This is a genomic window from Pseudomonas sp. M5A4_2d, from assembly GCF_053345295.1.
Genome location: NZ_JBKEZW010000009.1, coordinates 255,430 through 274,457 on the forward strand (window position 1 = coordinate 255,430; position 19,028 = coordinate 274,457).

A 19,028-nucleotide genomic window follows, 5' to 3' on the forward strand; every position below is an offset into this window, starting at 1 on the left:
AAAGCCCAGCGGCGAGGGCCACTGGGCTGGGTAGGTAACGCTAGAGCATTATTGCGCTTTTTGCGGCTGTTGCGCTTTCCAGGCCTGGAATTCCTTCCACTCGGCGCGGCGCTCGGCCTGTTTCTTGACGATCTCGTCGAATTTCTTCTGTTGATCGGGTTTCAGCACGGCACGGATGTCAGCCTGGGTTTTCTGTTTGCCGGCGGCGATTTCATCCTGCATGGCTTTCTGGTCAGCGGCCGGCAGTTTGTCCAGGTACTTTTTGACCAGGTCTTTGCGGGCGTGCCATTGGTCACCCATCAATTTGCCGATTTGCTGGCGCTGTTCCTTGGTCAGGTCCAACTGGCTGAAGGGGCCGCCTTTGCCACGCGGACCGTGTTCACCGCCGTGGCCCGGGCCACCCATCATGTGGCCTTCTGGGCCGCCCATCGGGCCTGGGCCTTCTGGCATTGCGGCCATGGCAACGGTCGGCAGGGCAGCGGCGAACATCAGAGCGATAAGGGTCTTGCGCATGGTGATTCTCCTGTCTCTATTCCGGTGAGTCCGGATGTGAGTAGATTACGGAGATCAAGGTCAGCGGCGGTCAGGGGACGGTAAAGCTTGGGTAAAGAGGGGTTTGGGGTGAACTGACAAAACCGGGAGCCACAGGCTCCCGATTTCAGAGGCTGTAGTAATAGCCACGGCTACGCAGTGCCACGATCCGTGGCCGGCCATCCGGGTGCGGGCCGATTTTCTTGCGCAGGTTGCTGACGTGCATGTCCAGGCTGCGATCGTAAAGGGTCAGCTTGCGGCCGAGGGCAATTTGCGCCAGTTCCTGCTTGTCCAGCGGTTCGCCGGGCTGGCGCAGCAAGGCTTCCAGCAGGCGGCTTTCGGAGACGGTAAGGGCAAATTCCTGCTCATCGATGGTGACCACGCCACGCACCGGGCTGAAGCACAGATCACCCAGTTCCAGCTGGCTCGACACGGCAGCCGGGTGGCTGCGGCGCAGCACGGCGCGCAGGCGGGCGGTGAGCTCGCGTGGGTCGCAGGGTTTGGCCAGGTAATCGTCCGCGCCCAGTTCCAGGCCGAGAATCCGGTCCAGTGGCTCGCCTCGGGCCGAGAGCATCAACACCGGCAATTCCGGGTGGTCGTTGCGCAATTGTTTGAGCAACTCCAGGCCACTGCCATCGGGCAGCATCACATCGAGTACCACCGCCGCGGGGGCGCTGTCGGCCAAGGCTTTGCGGGCACTCAAGCCGTCGTGGCAGGCGCGCACCTGGAAACCTTCCTGGCTTAGCCAACTGGTCAGCAGCTCGCAGAGCTCCTGGTCATCATCTATCAGTAACAGCTCGCTCATGACTCACTCAATTTAGCCATTGTCGACGGCGACGGTGCCCACCGCTGGCGAAGATCCCGCACAGCAACGCGATCAGTGCGACGGCACCGCCGGTGACAAACCACTGCTGTTGCTCGGTCAGCCATCGGGTCAAGGTGCCGCCCTGTGTTTCTTTGAGTTGCTGGGCCAGGCGTTGGTTCTCCTGACGCAAGCGACTCAGTTGGGCGCTTTCACGCGCAGTATCTGCGCTTTGCAGTTGTTTGCTCAGTTCTTCACGCAGCCGTTCGCTTTCTTTCAAGCGTTGCTGCAACTCGGTGATCTGGCTGCCGGCACTCAAGGACAGGGGCGTGGAGCTGCCGGTGTTCGAGGTTTCTTCAGCGTGGGCGGTAGCCCCGATCATTAACACTGCCAACAAACACAACTGACGTAAGCGCATCGGAACTCCTGATTCCACACGAATATTCAGAACGTTGTCGGCAGGTTACCGAGAATAATGAGCAATTAGGAGCGCGCCGAACGCAATTGGTTCGGCGCGCTCCAGCTCACGAACGGTAGGTCAAGGCAGGACTTGCTTGAACGGCTTTATCACCACGTCAGCGTAGACGCCCGCCGCCACATACGGGTCGGCTTTGGCCCAGGCCTGGGCGTCGGCGAGGGAGGCAAATTCGGCGACGATCAGGCTGCCGGTGAAACCGGCGTCGCCCGGGTCATTGCTGTCCACTGCCGGATGTGGGCCAGCCAATACGATGCGGCCTTCGGCTTGCAGCTGTTTCAGACGCTCGACGTGAGCCGGGCGTACAGACAGGCGTTTTTCCAGCGAGTTGGCAACGTCGGTAGCAATGATGGCGTAGAGCATGTCAGTCCTCGGTTTTTGGCGTAGTAGGGTCAGTGTCATGCAGGTGGCGCGACAGGTAGATACCCTGGCCGACCAGGAACAAGACGGTCATGCCCAGGCTGCCGAACACCTTGAAGTCGACCCAGTAGTCCTGGAAGGTAAAGGCCACGAACAGGTTGGCGGCGCCGCAGAACAGGAAAAACACGATCCAGGCCACGTTCAAACGCGTCCATACCGGTTCCGGCAGGGTCAGGGCATGGCCCATGATCCGCTTGATCAACAGGCGGTCACCGATGAAATGGCTGCCGATAAACGCCAGGGCGAACAGCCAGTTCACCACCGGGGCTTTCCATTTAAGGAAGGTTTCGCTGTGGAAGGCCAGGGTCAGGCTGCCGAAGACCAGGCAGGCGACCAGGGTCAGCCATTGGCTTTTCTCGAGTTTGCGCTGGGAGATGAAGATGGCGCCGTAGACCACTACCGAGCTGATGATCAGCACGGCGGTGGCACTGTAGATGCCCCCGATTGTCAGCTCATGGCCGGCGAGATCGATGACCCTGGGGTCGAGTTTGTAAACGATGAAAAACAGCAACAGCGGGATGAAGTCGATGAATTGTTTCACAGTAAGAGCCAGAAGCTGGATGTGGCGGCATAATAACAAACATCCTTGGTAGCGAAAGCGCCAGCTGACTTGAGGTTACACACTTCCGTGAATGTTGATTTGCACTGCCACAGCACGGCCTCCGACGGCGCCCTGGCGCCCGCGGTACTGGTTGCGCGTGCGTTTGAAAAAGGCGTGCGAGTCCTTTCGTTGACCGACCACGACACCCTCGAAGGGCTCGATGAAGCCCGCGAAGCGGCCCATGGCCTGGGTATGCAATTGGTTAACGGCGTGGAATTGTCCTGCACCTGGGGCGGCGCCACCATTCATGTGCTCGGCTACGGCTTCGATCAAAACGCCCCGGCTTTAGTGGCAGCCATTGCTCAATTGCACGATGGCCGCTGGCTGCGGTCCGAAGAAATAAGCCGCAAGCTCAGCCTCAAAGGCATGCCCAATGCGCTGGACGGCGCCCGCGCCATCCAGCAAGAACTGGGTGACAGCGGCAACGCACCGGCCCGTCCGCACTTTGCCGATTGGATGGTGCGTGAAGGTTTTGTCAAAGATCGCGCCGAAGCCTTTCGTAAATGGCTGGGGGCCGGCAAGTTGGGCGACGTCAAGCAACACTGGCCGACCCTGGAAGATACCGTCGGGACCCTGCGAGCCTCCGGGGCCTGGGTCAGCCTGGCGCATCCCTGGCATTACGATTTCACCCGCAGCAAGCGCCGCAAGCTGATTGCCGACTATATTGGAGCGGGCGGCCACGCAATTGAAGTGGTCAACGGGCATCAACCCGCCGAACAGGTGGGTAGCCTGGCGATTCTTGCGCGCGAATTTGGTCTGCTGGTCAGCGCCGGCAGTGATTTTCATGGCCCAGGCGGCTGGTCCGAGATTGGCGAGTATCGCCAGGTCCCGGACGACCTGCCGCTTTTGTGGGGGCGATTCAAGCATGACCCCATTATTGCCACCGTCTGAACAGGTAGAACACGTGAGTCAATTCTTCCAGATTCATCCGGAAAACCCTCAAGCGCGCCTGATCAAACAGGCCGTGGAGATCATTCGCGCCGGTGGCGTGGTGATCTACCCAACGGATTCGTCCTACGCCATTGGCTGCCAGATCGGCGACAAGAGCGCGGTAGAGCGTGTAAGACGCCTGCGTGACCTCGACAAGAACCACAACTTCGCGTTGATCTGCAGCGACCTGTCCCAGTTGGGCCTGTTCGCCAAGGTCGACACCGGCACGTTCCGCCTGCTCAAGGCCCACACGCCGGGGCCCTACACGTTCATTCTGAATGCCACCCGCGAAGTGCCGCGCCTGTTGCTGCACCCGAAGAAGCGCACCATCGGCTTGCGGGTGCCGGAACACCCGATTGCCCTGGCATTGCTCGCTGAACTGGGCGAGCCGTTGATGAGTGTGTCGTTGATCTTGCCCGGTGAAACCGAGCCGCTGTACGACCCGCACGAAATGCGCCGCCTGCTGGAAAAACACGTCGACCTGATCATCGACGGCGGCTACGGCGGCAACAAGGCCTCCACCGTGATCAACCTCGCTGACGGTGAACCGGAAGTGGTACGAGTGGGCTGTGGCGACCCAACGCCATTCATGGTCGAGGCCTGAATGTCGGTCGTGGAAACCGTCGACAGCCAGGCCGGTGCCCAGCAGGAACTGCCATTTGCCATGGTCTACGGCCAGGCGGTCATGGAAATGCCGCTGGACTTGTATATCCCGCCCGACGCACTGGAGGTCTTCCTTGAAGCCTTCGAAGGCCCGCTGGACTTGCTGCTGTACCTGATCCGCAAGCAGAACATCAACATCCTCGACATCCCGGTGGCGGAAATCACTCGCCAATACATGGGCTATGTCGAGCTGATGCAGTCGGTGCGCCTGGAGCTGGCCGCTGAATACCTGGTGATGGCCGCCATGCTGGCCGAGATCAAGTCGCGCATGCTGTTGCCGCGCTCGGAAACCATCGAAGCGGAAGAAGACGACCCGCGCGCCGAACTGATCCGTCGCCTGCAGGAGTACGAACGCTTCAAGGCGGCCGCCGAAGGCATCGACGGCTTGAGCCGCGTTGGCCGTGATGTGGTGGTGCCCAAGCTCGACGCCCCGGAAGCCCGGGCGCGCAAGTTGTTGCCGGACGTCAGCCTGGAGGAGTTGTTGATGTCCATGGCCGAGGTGCTGCGCCGTGGCGACATGTTTGAAAGCCACCAGGTCAGCCGCGAGGCCTTGTCGACCCGTGAGCGTATGAGTGATGTGCTCGAACGCCTCAAGGGCGGCGGCTTTGTGCCGTTTGTTGAGCTGTTTACCAAAGAAGAAGGGCGCCTGGGGGTGGTGGTGACCTTTATGGCGATCCTTGAACTGGTCAAGGAGTCCTTGGTCGAGCTGGTCCAGAATGAGCCTTTTGCGGCTATCCACGTGCGGGCGCGAGCCGAATAAAGAGCTGAATCGATGAATTTGACTGAACCCCGCGAACTGGCCCCGTTGCTGGAAGCCTTTCTCCTGGCCTCGGGTAAACCGCAATCCCTGGAGCGCTTGTTCGAACTCTTTGAAGAGGCTGAACGTCCTGAGCCGCCGGTGTTCAAGAAGGCGCTGGAGATTTTGCGCAAGTCCTGCGACGGCCGCGCCTTTGAGCTGCGCGAAGTAGCGTCGGGTTATCGCCTGCAGATCCGTGAGAAGTTTTCCCCGTGGGTCGGCCGCTTGTGGGAAGAGCGCCCGCAGCGTTATTCGCGGGCGATGCTCGAGACCATGGCGCTGATCGCCTATCGCCAGCCGATCACGCGCGGCGAAATCGAAGATGTGCGCGGCGTGGCGGTCAACAGCCATATCGTCAAGACGTTGCTGGAGCGCGAGTGGATTCGTATCGTCGGTTACCGCGATGTGCCCGGCAAACCGGCGATGTTCGCCACCACCAAAGTGTTCCTCGACCATTTCAACCTGAAAAACCTCGACGACCTGCCGCCGCTGGCCGAGCTGCGCGAGATGGAGCCGGACCCGGTGCTGGACTTCGACGACGCGCCGGTCCCCGCCAGCCTGCAAGAGCTGGCCGACGCCACGGCCGAGCCGGAAGAGCCGAAGGACGAAACCAGTTTCCACACCTTGTTGCTGGAATTGGACGACATGGAGCAGGGAATCAAGACCGACTTCGACGACTTGTTGCGGGATGGGGCTGCCGAGCCTGAAACCCAGGTGAACGTTGAAACGGTGCCTGAGGTCGACATTGAAGTTGAGTCTGAGCCCAGGCCTGAGGTCGACATTGAAGTTGAGTCTGAGCCCAGGCCTGAGGTCGACATTGAAGTTGAGCCTGAGCCTGAGCCCGAGGAAGATATCCTCGGTGTCGCCGAGGCCCGTGAGAAACTCCTGGCTGCCGTCGCCGCCCTCGAACAACCGCCGTTGAGCGACGAGGAAGACGAAGCCCGGGCGCTGGCTGAGGCCATCGAGGCCGAGCGGCGTCAGTTCGAAGACTGACGCCGCTTCAAAATGTGGGAGCTGGCGTGCCTGCGATACAGGCGACTCGGTCTTTGTGTTTCACCGAGGTGGCGCCATCGCAGGCGAGCAGCTCCCACAGAAAACCCGTTGCCTGGGAGGATTCAAATGAGTTCAACCAAAGACCCCTGCATCAGCATCTGCAAGTTCAGCGATGACATCTGCGTCGGCTGCGGCCGCAGCAAGCGCGAGATCCGCGCCTGGAAGAAACTCGACAAGGTCGACAAACGCACGGTTCTGGCCGAAGCCGAGCTGCGCCTGCTGGCGCTGGCCGCCACCGGTCGGCGGAAAAGCAAATGACTGCGCCCTAATCGACTAGTCTCTGATGCGCAACGCGCGCCATGCGCGTATGATTCGCGACCCTTTGGCGAGGTATTCGCCCAAAGCCCCGCTTTCAACACTCTTCAGGCCACGCCTGAATCGACCCACCGGGAGGTGCTTAAGATGAACGACCAAGACCAGAACGACAGCCAGGAAATCGGCCCAGCAGGTGAAAAACTGCAAAAGGTGCTGGCACGTATCGGCGTGGGCTCACGCCGCGACGTCGAAGCCTGGATCACCCAGAAGCGCATCAAGGTCAACGGCGTTGAAGCCACCCTTGGCCAGCGCGTCGACCTGCACGATGCAATCACCATTGATGGCAAGGTCATCAAGCGTGAAGAGGCCGCCGAATCGGTGCGCCGCGTCATCATGTACAACAAGCCCGATGGCGAGATCTGCACCCGTGACGACCCGGAAGGCCGTCCGACCGTGTTCGACAAGATGCCTAAGCCCAAAGAAGGCCGCTGGATCAACATCGGTCGTCTGGACATCAACACCACCGGCTTGCTGATGTTCACCACTGACGGTGAACTGGCTAACCGCCTGATGCACCCTTCCTACGAGATGGACCGTGAATACGCGGTGCGTGTGCGTGGCGAAGTCGATGACGAGATGATCGAGCGCTTGAAAGCCGGCGTAGTCCTTGAAGACGGCCCGGCCAAGTTCACCGACATCAAGCAGGCGCCAGGTGGCGAAGGTTTCAACCACTGGTACCACTGCGTGGTGATGGAAGGCCGTAACCGTGAAGTACGTCGCCTGTGGGAATCCCAGGGCCTGGTGGTCAGCCGCCTGAAGCGCGTGCGTTTCGGCCCGGTGTTCTTGAACTCCGACCTGCCGATGGGCCGCTGGCGCGAAATGAGCCAGTACGAAGTTGACATCCTCAGCGCTGAAGTTGGCCTGACGCCGGTCGCGATGCCGCAGATGAACGCCAAGAGCAAAGACAAACTTGAGCGTATGCAGCGTAAATCGTCGCGCCCTGTGGCCCGTACCGAACGCGTTGCCCGTACTCTGCGCCCGGCGCTGAATGCACCGGCCACCGGCGGTCGTATCTCCCGTGAGCCGCAGATCGAAGGCGAGCGTCGCCCAACCGCGCCGTCCCGTCAGGAAGGCGAGCGTGCTCCACGCGCACCGCGTCCAGCGGGCCGTGGCGAAGCGCCAACCGGCGGTCGCGGTAACCGTGGCGAAGGCCGTGGTGCTCCGGCATCCGATCGCCCAGCCGACAGCGCCAACACCAAGCGCCCAGCCAAGCCAGCGCCGAAAAAGCGCCCAGGCCTGAAACTGGTTGCGGACGAGCCGTCGGGCAAGCGCCGTGGCGCCCCGGCCGGTTCCGGCCAGCGCCCGGGTTTTGGTCGCAAGAAGCCGCAGTGATGTAAGTGCTGCACAAAAACGCCAACCTTAGGGTTGGCGTTTTTTTTTGCTCTGAATTTGCAATGCAGTCCACTGTGGGAGCGGGCTTGCTCGCGAATACGGTGTGTCAGTTGATGCATGTGCAAGCTGATACACCGCATTCGCGAGCAAGCCCGCTCCCACATTTAGATCTCAGTTGACTTCGAAATCGGCTTTCAGAACGCAAAAGTGCCATCAAACACCGGCTTGTCATCCAGCGCCAACACCCCGCTGGCAAAGATCAGGTCCAAGTGATGGCTGCCTTTCTGCCCGCCGCCCAACCCCAGGTGCAAACCGCAATGGCGCTCCTCGAAGCCTGCATTGCGCGCATACAAATCCTTGACCCCTTCATTGGTGCCAATTCCCAACTCCTCCACACGCCGGTTGGACGGGTTGGCGTTCAGGTATTTGTTGAAATCCTCTGCCAGCCCCGGCACGTCGCTGGCCACGCTGCAAATCGTCGAATTCTCGATCCACAGTTCCAACGGTGATTGCAGCACGCCGTATTTGCGCGCAAACGGGATGGTGCTGAGGAAGGTGCCGACAAACCGCACCTGGCCATTGATGGCTTCGCTGTGGGTGGCAATTTCGCCCGGCGCCAGGTCGTGGTTGCCGACGCCGTTGATGTTGGTCCACTTCTTGATGCTGCTCATCGGCGCTTCAAGGCGTGAGCCGTGTTTGTCGGTGAAGCTCAGCACGTTGGCTTGGGACATGCGGCGGATCAGCGTGGCGTTGAGGTCGGCAATGCGCTGCGGCTCGACGCTGAAGGTGTCGTAGAAGTAGTCGCCGTAATCCTTGAACAGCAGGGATTTCTTCCAGTGCTCCGCCATCACGCCTTGCAGGGCGCGGATAAAGTCCGGGCCTTCGGCGCGTGGGTTGGGCAGGGTCGAGGAATCGTAGAGAAACAGGTACAGGTCGCAGGCTTCGATGGCCTGGGCCAGGGTGTCGCTGGCGGCCAGGTCCAGGCGCTGCACCTGGAAATTGAATCGGGCGGCACTGCCGTGGGTAATTGCCTGGGCGATGGCGTCGTAGCGTTCGGTATGGCCCAGTAGCACGGTAGGGCGGCTCAGGCCGTTGAGGGCCGGGTGGTGCGCGAGGTAGTAGAGAAAGTGTTCGACGGCGCGGGCCTTGTCCATGACGGGTGTCCTTCTGTGCCTTGGGTAAGGGGGCAGGTGCCGTGCACAGCACCTGCCGGATGCCTGCCGGGTGTTAGAAAGGCCACATCGCAGTGCCAAACGGCACAACGGCATCGGCTTGCATCATTTCAACGGCGGCCTCATGGGTCGGCGCTTCAAACCAATCGTCGAGTTGCAGTTCGGTTTCCAGGTCGTTTTCCAGTGCTTGCATGGTGTATCTCCTAGAGGACGTTGTTTGAGAACGGCTTGCCAACGGGCTTCGCTGGCAAGTGAAAGAACCTAGGAGAGTGTGTTTCGGAATGCAAAATATTTATTGACACGGTCTCATTTGGATTTTTTCTTCTGTTTTTTTGACGCTGTCTTTTATTCAGAAAAAACAACGGACTGGAGCGGATAACCGACCGGAAATTTCCGACTGACATTTTTCCGTTTTCAGACAGTTGAAGCTTGGCTGTAACGCTTATTTTCCGTGCTGTAACGATTAATTTACGAGAAAGGCGCGCAATGATTGAGGCGTAAGAGGCTGTAAGGAATGCCTGACAGATTGTCACAGGCGTCTTCCGGGGTCGGCCCGAAGCTGTCGAGCGGTGTACAATGCGCCGCGTTTTACTGTGACCCCCTTGCGTACCTACGCAAAAGGCCAAGACCTCAGGGTTTACCCACCCTGATCACTCCGCCTGGCCACGAGCCGGACGGGTTCGATTTCGTCACAGATAAAAACAAACAGGTGACGCATGACCGTTAGAAAGACGCTGTACTCCTGGTGCCTGCGCTGGGGTTTGAGCAGCGCTGCTTGAGTCGAGACTCAAGGCAGCAACGTGCATTCAACATCATCAAACCTTGCGTGAGACCCTTTTCATGAGTGGACCCCATTCCTCTTCAGGCGAGCTGAAACGCGGCCTGAAAAATCGGCATATCCAGTTGATCGCCCTCGGGGGCGCCATCGGCACCGGCCTGTTCCTGGGCTCGGCCGGGGTGCTCAAATCCGCCGGCCCGTCGATGATCCTGGGCTATGCCATCTGCGGCTTTATCGCCTTCATGATCATGCGCCAGCTCGGCGAAATGATTGTCGAAGAGCCGGTCGCCGGCTCCTTCAGCCATTTTGCCCACAAGTACTGGGGCGGTTTCGCCGGCTTCCTGTCGGGCTGGAACTGCTGGATTCTGTACATTCTGGTCGGCATGTCGGAGCTGACCGCTGTCGGCAAGTACGTGCACTACTGGTGGCCGGAGATCCCGACCTGGGTTTCAGCAGCGGCGTTTTTCGTGTTGATCAACTTGATTAACCTGGCCAACGTCAAAGTCTTTGGTGAGGCCGAATTCTGGTTCGCCATTATCAAGGTAGTGGCCATCGTCGGCATGATCGCCCTGGGCAGCTATTTGCTGGTCAGCGGCACCGGCGGCCCGCAAGCCTCGGTGAGTAACCTGTGGGACCACGGTGGGTTCTTCCCGCACGGTGTGGGCGGATTGGTGATGGCCATGGCGATCATCATGTTCTCGTTCGGCGGTCTGGAAATGCTCGGTTTTACCGCCGCCGAAGCCGACCAGCCACGCACTGTGATCCCCAAGGCGATCAATCAGGTCATCTATCGCATCCTGATTTTCTACATCGGCGCTCTGGTGGTGCTGTTGTCGCTCACGCCTTGGGACAGCCTGCTGGCAAGCCTCAACGCGTCCGGCGATGCCTACAGTGGCAGCCCGTTTGTGCAGGTGTTCTCGATGCTGGGCAGCAACACGGCCGCGCACATCCTCAACTTCGTGGTGCTGACCGCAGCGCTGTCGGTGTACAACAGCGGCACCTACTGCAACAGCCGCATGTTGCTGGGCATGGCTGAGCAGGGCGATGCGCCCAAGGCATTGGCGAAGATCGACAAGCGCGGTGTGCCGGTGCGTTCGATCCTGGCCTCGGCGGCGATCACCCTGGTGGCGGTGCTGATGAACTACCTGATCCCGCAGCATGCGCTGGAACTGCTGATGTCGCTGGTAGTGGCTACGCTGGTGATCAACTGGGCGATGATCAGCTTCTCCCACTTCAAGTTCCGCCAGCATATGAACCGCACGGGCCAAGTGCCGCTGTTCAAGGCACTGTGGTACCCCTACGGTAACTATATCTGCCTGGCATTCGTCGTGTTTATCCTGGTGATCATGCTGATGATCCCGGGGATTCAGGTGTCGGTGTACGCCATCCCGGTGTGGGTAGCGTTCATGGGGCTGTGCTACTGGATCAAGAACAAGCGCAAGGCGCAAACGGTTCAGAACACAGTGCGGACGGTTCTGGAGTAGGGCGTTTCGCGTAAATAGAAAACCCGGCACTTTGCCGGGTTTTTTGTTGGCGTGGGCGGGTTAGACTCGCCCCCTCGTTTTAAACAGACCCTTGCCCGGAGGCCCCATGCAGCACACAGATATCGACGGCGGCACCTTGCAGCGCTCTGATCTGGAAGACCTGATCGACCAGCACAACGGCCCGTTGCGGCTGATGGGCGTCGACTTGAGTGGTGCCGATCTGTCGCGAATGGTGCTGGACCACTGGGTGTTCGAACGCTGCATTCTGGTCCAGACTTCTTTTCTCGGCTCGCGCCTTGAAGGCACTCAGTGGACCAGTTGCCGCGCGGCCCATGCGGTATTCGAAGCGGCGAACCTGCTGGAAGCGCAGTTCAACAGCTGCGACCTGAACAACACCCGCTGGCAGCGCAGCAAATTGTCCCAAGCGAGTTTTGCCCACTGCAAGCTGACCGGCGCAAACTTCACTCACTGTGCGTCGCTGGGGCTGAGCTTCAGCGAAACCCGGCTCAACAGTGCATTTTTGTCCGGTTTGTCGTTTGCGCGAACCGTGCTGAATAACCTGGATTTCTCCGACAGCGACTTGTCGGATGCAGACTTTCGCAAGGCGCAATTGATCGAATGCAGCCTCGCTCACGCCCGTATCAACGGCGCCAATTTCGCTGGCGCCGACTTGCGCGGTGCGGATTTGAGCGGCTTTCGCCTCAATGATGCCAAACTGTTCAAAGGCGCCGTGATTTCCAAAGCCCAGGCGTCGATGTTGTTGTCCGAGTTGGGCTTATCCGTTGCCTAAGGTTTTTGAGTGATGCTGGTAATTTCCAACAACGTGCACCTGCCCGATGCCGAGATCGAGCTGACCGCTATTCGCGCCCAGGGCGCCGGTGGGCAAAACGTCAACAAGGTGTCGAGCGCGGTGCACCTGCGGTTTGATATTCCGGCGTCATCGTTGCCGGAGTTCTACAAGGAGCGGCTGCTGGCGCTGCGTGACAGCCGTATCACCAGTGACGGCGTGCTGGTGCTCAAGGCCCAGCAATACCGGACTCAGGAACAGAATCGCGCGGATGCGCTGGAGCGCCTGGTGGAATTGATCCTCAGCGCTACCAAGGTCGAGAAGAAGCGCCGCCCGACCAAGCCCACCCTGGGCTCGAAAAAGCGTCGCCTGGAATCCAAGACCAAGCGCGGCAGCATCAAGGCCGGGCGCGGCAAGGTGGATTTCTAAGCGTCGCGTGCTTCGCGGGCCTTGGGCGCTTGCCGGTACAAATACACACTCAGCAGCAAACCGCCCAAGGCGGCGAGGGCAGCGAACAGGAAGATCGACGCAAAACCAAAGCCTGCCGCCACCGCTCCCGCCAGCGGGCCGGTGATACCCAGCGACAAGTCGATAAACAGTGAATAAGCCCCTACCGCCGCACCGCGGCTGGAGGCTGGCACCAGGTTGACGGCCTCCACCCCCAGCGCCGGAAATACCAGGGAAAAACCAAAGCCGCTCAACGCCGCACCGGCCAAGGCCAGGTGGGCGTCCGGCGCGAGCCACAGCAGCAGTAGGCCGAAGATTTCCACCGACAGGCAGGCAATCGCCACGCGAAAGCCGCCGATACGGTTGATCAAATTGCCGAACAGCAGGCGTGCACCGATAAAACTGGCGCCGAACAGGCTCAGTGCCCACACCGCGTTGTCCCAATGTTGGGTGGTGTAATACAGGGTGATAAACGTGGCGATGGTGCCAAAGCCGATCGAGCCCAGCGCCAACGCGCAGCCGTGGGGCAGCACCCGGCCCAGCACGTTCATGAACGGCAGGCGTACGCCGGCCACGATGGGCGCCGCTTCCTTGTTCCAGGCCAGCAGCACGCCGACGACCGCCAGCAGGATGATGCTCACGCCCATGCTCCACAGCCCGAAGTGACTGACCAGCAGCACCCCCAGCGGTGCGCCGACGGCCAGCGCGCCATAACTGGCGATGCCGTTCCACGAGATAACCTTGGCCGTATTGGCGGCGCCGACGCGGCCGATCCCCCAGCCGATGGCGCCCGAGCCCACCAGGCTTTCCGCGCTGCCGAGTACCAGTCGCCCGATCAGCAGGCTGACCAGGCTGAAGGCCGGCAAGCTGGAAAACCACGCCGCCAGCAACATGAACACGCCACTCAGGCCGCAACCGACCAAGCCGATCAGCACTGCGCGCTTGCTGCCCAGGTTGTCGATGATTTTGCCGGCGTACGGACGGCTCAGCAGCGTGGCCAGGTATTGCACGCTGATCACCAGCCCGGCGATCACTGCGCCATAGCCCAGTTGGCTATGGACATAGCCCGGCAAAACGGCCAGGGGAATGCCGATGTTCAGGTAGCCAATAAAGGTGAACAGCACGATGGAAACGACTTGCAGCGTGACCGCCATGGGGCGCTGGGTATCTGGCATGGGAGAGGTCCACTGTCGCAGCAGGTAAAAGATAGGCTGCTAATGATACCGGCGCTGGGGCCGGGCAGGGCGGCAAAACGTCAAAAACTTCAGATCACAACCATCAGGATTTGGCGGGCGCCAGCATTTGCGTGGTCACCAGGGCGGCCAAGGCATTTTCCTGGGTGCCGAAGCGCTTGAGCAGCAGGGCTTGTTTGTCGGCGCTGAGGCGGTTCCAGACTTCGATCATCTGCAAGGCAGCGTCAAGAACAGCAGCATCCGGGGTATCGGAAGGGGTGTTGGGGGAGTCATCGGTCATGGCGGGTATCTCATCATTCAGGCAGTGTGGAAAGCGCTTGAAGGGGCGCTTTCCACACGGTCTGGTACGGCGTCAGTCCTGGCTTTTGCTGTCGACTGGTTTTGCTTCTTTGGCCTCAGGCTGTTTGTTGCTGGCCTGCTGCGGTGTTGGCTGCTCAGTTGGGTGCAGGCTTGGGAAGGGGAGATTAGGTATCTCGTGCATCGTCGTCGCTCCTCGCAAGATCTGTTTTTTCAATCGCAGGTGATTCCGCGCTCTCAAAAAGCCTTGGCAGGATACAGCACTGAAAATGACAAAAAGAATTTTATGTCAGCTTATGTACGAATTTTCATGCTTTTACACAAGTGACAAGAGGTCACACCCTGAAACGGCACCTTCCTCAAGAAAGGCACCTTTAGCGGTTAGAAAGGCACCTTGCCCACAATCATGTCGCGGTACATCACAAAATCGCCCAGCAAGCTGTAGAACGGGTGTTGAAACGTGGCCGGGCGGTTCTTTTCAAAGAAGAAGTGGCCGACCCAGGCAAAGCTGTAACCCGCGATTGGCAACGCCAGCAGCAGGCCCAATGAGCCGCGGCCGATGGCATACGCCAGAATGCCGATCACCAGGGTAGTGCCGATAAAATGCAGGCGCCGGCAGGTGCTGTTGCCATGTTCGCTCAGGTAATAAGGGTAGAACTCGGCGAAGCTATTGAATTGTTTGAGGTTTTCCACGGTGGCCGGCCCTTGGGTGGTGTGCCGCCCAACAGATGTTCGGCGGGGAGCTTATTTGAGTCTAGAGTGAGCACTGGTAACAGCCAGTGACAATAGATGCCACTTTAGTATCCTTGGCTTCCTGGCTGCCGTTTAAGCCTGCTTTTTTAAGAAGACGCCATGAGCGAACGAACAACTTCTGCAAGCTGGGCGCTGGGGATAGTCAAGGCGTTGGAAATGGACGGGCTGGATTGCCGCGTCTTGTTCAAGCAACTCGGCCTGGACTACGCCGCCCTCAGTGACCCCGATGCACGTTTCCCCCAGGACTCCATGACTCGCCTCTGGCAACGCGCGGTGGAGCTGTCGGGCAACCCGGCGATTGGCCTGAACATGGGCAAGGTGGTGCGCCCGGCGTCGTTTCATGTAGCCGGTTATGCCTTGATGTCCAGCAACACCCTGGCCGAAGGCTTTATGCGCCTGGTGCGCTATCAGCGGATCATTGCCGAAAGCGCCGACCTGAGTTTCCGACTGTTACCTGAAGGCTATGCGCTGATTCTGACGGTGCACGGCGATCACCTCCCGCCCACCCGACAAAGTGCCGAAGCCTCGCTGGCCAGTGCACTGGCGCTGTGCGGCTGGTTGACCGGCCGCACCCTGCAACCACGCAAGGTGATGTTACAAGGTGAGCAACCGGCAGACCTCGCGCCCTATAAGCAAGCCTTCCACGCCCCCCTGGAGTTCAATGCGCCCTATGACGCGCTGATTTTCGAGCAGGCTGACATGGATGAACCGCTGCCCACGGCCAACGAGGCCATGGCGCTGTTGCACGATCGGTTTGCCGGTGAATACCTGGCACGGTTTTCCGAGAGCCGCGTGACCCACAAGGCGCGCCAGGTGTTGTGCCGCCTGCTACCCCAGGGCGAACCCAAGCGCGAAGTGGTCGCCCAGACCTTGCACCTGTCCCAGCGCACCTTGCAGCGGCGTTTGCAGGAAGAGGGCACCAGTTTCCAGACGTTGCTCGACGACACGCGCCGCGAACTCGCCGAGCAATACCTCGCGCAGCCGAGTATGACCTTGCTGGAAATTGCCTACCTGTTGGGCTTTGCCGACCCGAGCAATTTCTTCCGCGCCTTTCGCCGTTGGTTCGACGCCACGCCCGGCGAATACCGTACGCGCCTGCTGCGAGCGCCGACTGTCAGTGGCGCCAAAACGCCGGAATGCACAGAACAAAGACTGTAATAATCTCCAGTCGCCCCAGCAGCATGCCGAGCGACAAGATCCACTTGGCTGCATCCGGCAGGCTGGCGAAGTTACCGGCCGGGCCGATGGTTTCGCCCAGGCCCGGGCCTACACCCGATACGGTACTGGCGGCGCCGGTCAACGCGGTCATCCAGTCCAGCCCCAGCAGCGAAAGGGCCAGTGCGATTGCACAAATGGTGATGGCGAAGAAAAACGAGAAAGTCAGAATCGACCGCACGATCTCTTCGTCGAGACGGTGGCCGTTGTACTTCTGCTTGATCACGGCACGCGGATGAATCAACTGGTTCAAGTTGGCCTTGAGCAGGATATAAGCGACCTGGAAACGGAAGATCTTGATACCGCCTGCCGTAGAGCCCGAGCAGCCGCCGACAAAGCCCAAGTAGAAGAACAACATCAGTGAGAAGTTGCCCCAGATGCTGTAGTCCCCCAGCGCGAAGCCGGTGGTGGTGACCACTGAGGTAACGTTAACCGCTACATGGCGCAGCGCGTCGAGCCAATGCAAATCGGTGGTCCACCAGTACCAGGTACCGAGTACCAGCCAGGTCACGACCAACAGCCCGAGCAAGCCTTGCACCTGCTGATCCTTGATCAGCGCTCGGCGATTGCCGCGCAATGTCGCGACATACAAGGTGAACGGTAAGCTGCCGAGGATCATCACAACCACCGCTACCCAGTGCACCGCCGGTTGTTTCCAGTGGGCCAGGGATTCATCGGAGGTGGAAAAACCACCGGTGGAAATTGCTGACATCGCGTGGTTGATCGCATCGAACAGGCCCATCCCGGCCCACCAGAATGCGAGGCTGCCGAGGATGGTGATGCCCACATACGCCGCCACAATCAGCCGCGCCACCATGTGCGAGCGTGGCATGACCTTTTCCGAGCGGTCCGAGGATTCGGTCTGGAACAGGCGCATGCCACCAATGCGCAGCAGCGGCAGGATCGCCACCGCCATGCCGATAAAGCCGATGCCGCCAAGCCAGTGCAGCAGCGAGCGCCATATCAGAATGCCGGGAGACATGCTGTCCAGCCCGCTCAACACGGTGGAGCCGGTGGCGGTGATGCCCGACATGCTTTCAAAGAACGAGTCGGTGTAGCTGATGTGCTGGGTCAGCAAAAACGGCAGCGCGGCGAAGATGCATACCACCAGCCAACTGCTGACGGTCAGCAGGTACATGTCCCGGGGGCGCAGGTGTATGTGCTCGGGGCGGCCGGGGAGGACCAGGGCCAGGCCGGCGAGGAAGGTAATCAGGCTGGCCCAGAGGAATGAGGGCAGGTCGCTGGTGCGTTCGAATATCACCAGGGTGGCCATCGGGACGACCATGGCGATCGCGAGTGTGATCAGGAAGATGCCGAGGATGAAACCGATGATACGTAGGGTCGGCAACGCCATGAAATTTGCTCGGAGTGACGGTTAAAGGCGCCATTCTACCTGCGTAAACCGAGGGCTCAAAGGCGACGCGGTAAAATGTGGGAGCGGGCTTGCTCGCGAAGGCGGTGGTTCAGTGAGAAATCAATTGGCTGACACGCCGTATTCGCGAGCAAGCCCGCTCCCACACAAGCTCTGTGGCGTTTGACGAGGCCTGGAAGGCAGGCACAAAAAAGGCGACCCGAAGGCCGCCTCATTTAATCCAGCACTGATCAGAACTCGTGATCAGCGTTATCCGGGTTCAAGTCGCTGATGCCCAGCTTGCCCGCAGCTGTTTCAATCGCCCCGGTCTGCTTGACCAAGGCCGCAATCGCGTCACGCACGATCTGGTTGCCTGCATCGTTACCCGCAGCAATCAGCTGGTCGTAATGCTCGCCGTTGTTGGCGTGGTCCACCATGACCTGAATCTTCGCTTCAGTGGCCGCAAGGTCAGCCTTCAGCGCCGCGTCGGCCGCCGGGTCAGCCTTGGCCACCAGGGACGACAGGCTGGCGCCGGTCATCTTGGTGCCGTCGGTGCGGGTGTACTCGCCCAGGTAGACGTTGCGAATGCCCTTGGCGTCGTAGAAGTGCGAGTTGTGGGTGTTATCGCTGAAGCAATCCTGCTCGTCTTCCGGCGAGTTGGCTTCCAGGGACACCTTCATGCGCTCACCGGCCAGCTCGCCCAGGGACAGGCTGCCCATGCCGAACAACATTTTGCGCAGGCCGTCGGTGGCAGGTTCTGCCTCCAGGGTGGCGCGGTAGTTGTCTTCGACGTTGGGCTTCCAGTTGCCGACCATTTCTTCCAGGTCGCTGACTAGCAACTGAGTCACGGCACGCAGGTAGGTGCGACGGCGCTCGTTGTGACCGCCGGTTGCGCCGTCGCCGGTCATGTAGTCCGACGCCGGGCGGTTGCCCGCGCCAGGGCCGGTGCCGTTGAGGTCCTGGCCCCAGAGCAGGAATTCAATGGCGTGGTAGCCGGTGGCGACGTTGGCTTCGGAACCGCCCAGCTCATTGAGGCTGGCGAGTTTTTCCGGGGTGATTTCCTTGACGTCGACCTTGTCTTCGCCGACCTGGATCTCGTTGTTGGCGATGATGTTGGCGTTGGCACCGGGGTTGCCCAGCGCGTGCTCGTAGGATTTGTCGACGTAGTCGATCAGGCCTTCGTCCAGGGGCCAGGCGTTCACCTGGCCTTCCCAGTCGTCGATGATGGTGTTACCGAAACGGAACACTTCGCTCTGCAGGTACGGCACGCGAGCGGCGATCCAGGCGGTACGGGCCGCTTTCAGGGTTTGGTCGTTCGGGTTGGCGAGGAAGGTGTCGATTGCGGTTTGCAGGGTTTTCGCCGTCGATTCCGCGTCGCTGTACACCGCGAACACCATGTCAGCGTAATGCGCGACCACGGCCTTGGCGGCAGCTTCGTCGACCTGGCCTGCAGGCGTGGCAGCCGCTGGAGCGGTGGTGCTGGCAGCCGGGGTCGGCGCGGCGGCCTTGTCTTTACCTTCGCCGCAACCGGCGAGAGAAATGGCAATGGCCAGCAGACTGGCGGTGGCCAGGGGCATACGAATCATGGCGAACATCCTGCTTCGGTTGTTGATAGGGCGCGCGGGGGAGCGCA

At 60.3% G+C, this 19,028-nt stretch carries 22 protein-coding genes; 10 read left to right on the forward strand and 12 right to left on the reverse strand.

The genetic code is table 11. The annotated features are described in order from the left end of the window. Positions 1-48 precede the first annotated feature (48 nt). The 5 genes from ACLBW8_RS21710 to ACLBW8_RS21730 form a co-directional block, all read right to left on the reverse strand. Positions 49-513, reverse strand: coding sequence for an LTXXQ domain-containing protein (locus ACLBW8_RS21710; protein WP_017139156.1), 465 nt, complete (start codon positions 511-513; stop codon positions 49-51). A 145-nt stretch (positions 514-658) separates the two neighbouring features. Continuing rightward, positions 659-1,336, reverse strand: coding sequence for a response regulator transcription factor (locus ACLBW8_RS21715; protein WP_447806265.1), 678 nt, complete (start codon positions 1,334-1,336; stop codon positions 659-661). A 7-nt stretch (positions 1,337-1,343) separates the two neighbouring features. After that, on the reverse strand, positions 1,344-1,751 hold the full coding sequence (locus ACLBW8_RS21720; protein ID WP_064453896.1) for a hypothetical protein: 408 nt from the start codon (positions 1,749-1,751) through the stop codon (positions 1,344-1,346). Positions 1,752-1,871: 120 nt separating this feature from the next. Then, positions 1,872-2,171: a YciI family protein gene (locus tag ACLBW8_RS21725; RefSeq protein ID WP_015885584.1), complete on the reverse strand. Its 300-nt coding sequence runs from the start codon at positions 2,169-2,171 to the stop codon at positions 1,872-1,874. 1 nt (position 2,172) lies between these two features. Beyond that, on the reverse strand, positions 2,173-2,769 hold the full coding sequence (locus ACLBW8_RS21730) for a septation protein A (RefSeq protein ID WP_128589827.1): 597 nt from the start codon (positions 2,767-2,769) through the stop codon (positions 2,173-2,175). 87 nt (positions 2,770-2,856) lie between these two features. Between ACLBW8_RS21730 and ACLBW8_RS21735 the strand changes: the two genes are divergently transcribed. From ACLBW8_RS21735 to rluB, 6 genes are all read left to right on the forward strand, one after another. Further along, entirely contained in the window at positions 2,857-3,720 is an 864-nt protein-coding gene (locus ACLBW8_RS21735) for a PHP domain-containing protein (RefSeq protein WP_064453894.1), read from the forward strand. Between the two features lie 13 nt (positions 3,721-3,733). Continuing rightward, a complete protein-coding gene (locus ACLBW8_RS21740) occupies positions 3,734-4,363 on the forward strand; it encodes an L-threonylcarbamoyladenylate synthase (protein WP_064453893.1) in 630 nt (209 codons plus the stop codon). A gap of 120 nt (positions 4,364-4,483) precedes the next feature. Further along, positions 4,484-5,182: a segregation and condensation protein A gene (locus ACLBW8_RS21745; RefSeq protein ID WP_169875663.1), complete on the forward strand. Its 699-nt coding sequence runs from the start codon at positions 4,484-4,486 to the stop codon at positions 5,180-5,182. A 12-nt stretch (positions 5,183-5,194) separates the two neighbouring features. Next, positions 5,195-6,211: an SMC-Scp complex subunit ScpB gene (scpB, locus tag ACLBW8_RS21750; RefSeq protein ID WP_447806266.1), complete on the forward strand. Its 1,017-nt coding sequence runs from the start codon at positions 5,195-5,197 to the stop codon at positions 6,209-6,211. Between the two features lie 126 nt (positions 6,212-6,337). After that, positions 6,338-6,529 carry a DUF1289 domain-containing protein gene (locus ACLBW8_RS21755; protein WP_447806267.1) on the forward strand — a complete coding sequence of 64 codons (192 nt, stop codon included), beginning with the start codon at positions 6,338-6,340 and terminating at the stop codon, positions 6,527-6,529. A gap of 144 nt (positions 6,530-6,673) precedes the next feature. Then, the gene (gene rluB / locus ACLBW8_RS21760; protein ID WP_262666156.1) at positions 6,674-7,918 is read left to right on the forward strand and encodes a 23S rRNA pseudouridine(2605) synthase RluB; all 1,245 of its coding nucleotides are present in this window, start codon (positions 6,674-6,676) and stop codon (positions 7,916-7,918) included. Positions 7,919-8,112: 194 nt separating this feature from the next. Here the strand turns inward: rluB and ACLBW8_RS21765 are convergent, their stop codons facing one another. Together ACLBW8_RS21765 and ACLBW8_RS21770 are read right to left on the reverse strand one after the other, a co-directional pair. Further along, complete coding sequence (locus ACLBW8_RS21765; protein WP_064453889.1) at positions 8,113-9,072, reverse strand: hypothetical protein; 960 nt, start codon at positions 9,070-9,072, stop codon at positions 8,113-8,115. Positions 9,073-9,145: 73 nt separating this feature from the next. Next, positions 9,146-9,283 (reverse strand): hypothetical protein, encoded by a 138-nt coding sequence (locus tag ACLBW8_RS21770; protein WP_003175756.1) that lies wholly within the window; start codon positions 9,281-9,283, stop codon positions 9,146-9,148. 647 nt (positions 9,284-9,930) lie between these two features. Between ACLBW8_RS21770 and ACLBW8_RS21775 the strand changes: the two genes are divergently transcribed. From ACLBW8_RS21775 to arfB, 3 genes are all read left to right on the forward strand, one after another. Next, positions 9,931-11,352, forward strand: a complete 1,422-nt coding sequence (locus ACLBW8_RS21775) for an amino acid permease (protein ID WP_447806268.1) — start codon at positions 9,931-9,933, stop codon at positions 11,350-11,352. A 106-nt stretch (positions 11,353-11,458) separates the two neighbouring features. Then, the gene (locus ACLBW8_RS21780; RefSeq protein WP_064453887.1) at positions 11,459-12,142 is read left to right on the forward strand and encodes a pentapeptide repeat-containing protein; all 684 of its coding nucleotides are present in this window, start codon (positions 11,459-11,461) and stop codon (positions 12,140-12,142) included. Between the two features lie 12 nt (positions 12,143-12,154). Further along, positions 12,155-12,568, forward strand: coding sequence for an alternative ribosome rescue aminoacyl-tRNA hydrolase ArfB (arfB, locus tag ACLBW8_RS21785; RefSeq protein WP_017847165.1), 414 nt, complete (start codon positions 12,155-12,157; stop codon positions 12,566-12,568). Here arfB and ACLBW8_RS21790 read toward each other — a convergent pair. The 3 genes from ACLBW8_RS21790 to ACLBW8_RS21800 form a co-directional block, all read right to left on the reverse strand. After that, on the reverse strand, positions 12,565-13,761 hold the full coding sequence (locus ACLBW8_RS21790) for an MFS transporter (RefSeq protein ID WP_128589816.1): 1,197 nt from the start codon (positions 13,759-13,761) through the stop codon (positions 12,565-12,567). The two genes, arfB and ACLBW8_RS21790, sit on opposite strands and share 4 nt — an antisense overlap. A gap of 103 nt (positions 13,762-13,864) precedes the next feature. Continuing rightward, positions 13,865-14,059 carry a hypothetical protein gene (locus ACLBW8_RS21795; protein ID WP_064453885.1) on the reverse strand — a complete coding sequence of 65 codons (195 nt, stop codon included), beginning with the start codon at positions 14,057-14,059 and terminating at the stop codon, positions 13,865-13,867. A 398-nt stretch (positions 14,060-14,457) separates the two neighbouring features. Next, a complete protein-coding gene (locus ACLBW8_RS21800; RefSeq protein ID WP_064455004.1) occupies positions 14,458-14,769 on the reverse strand; it encodes a DUF962 domain-containing protein in 312 nt (103 codons plus the stop codon). Positions 14,770-14,928: 159 nt separating this feature from the next. On the opposite strand from ACLBW8_RS21800, the gene ACLBW8_RS21805 reads away from it, so the two are divergent. Further along, the gene (locus tag ACLBW8_RS21805; RefSeq protein WP_064453884.1) at positions 14,929-15,987 is read left to right on the forward strand and encodes an AraC family transcriptional regulator; all 1,059 of its coding nucleotides are present in this window, start codon (positions 14,929-14,931) and stop codon (positions 15,985-15,987) included. Here ACLBW8_RS21805 and ACLBW8_RS21810 read toward each other — a convergent pair. Both ACLBW8_RS21810 and ACLBW8_RS21815 read right to left on the reverse strand, forming a co-directional pair. Then, positions 15,944-17,398: a TrkH family potassium uptake protein gene (locus ACLBW8_RS21810; protein ID WP_064453883.1), complete on the reverse strand. Its 1,455-nt coding sequence runs from the start codon at positions 17,396-17,398 to the stop codon at positions 15,944-15,946. The two genes, ACLBW8_RS21805 and ACLBW8_RS21810, sit on opposite strands and share 44 nt — an antisense overlap. Positions 17,399-17,646: 248 nt before the next feature. Next, positions 17,647-18,981, reverse strand: a complete 1,335-nt coding sequence (locus tag ACLBW8_RS21815; protein ID WP_064453882.1) for an imelysin family protein — start codon at positions 18,979-18,981, stop codon at positions 17,647-17,649. Between the last annotated feature and the right edge of the window lie 47 nt (positions 18,982-19,028).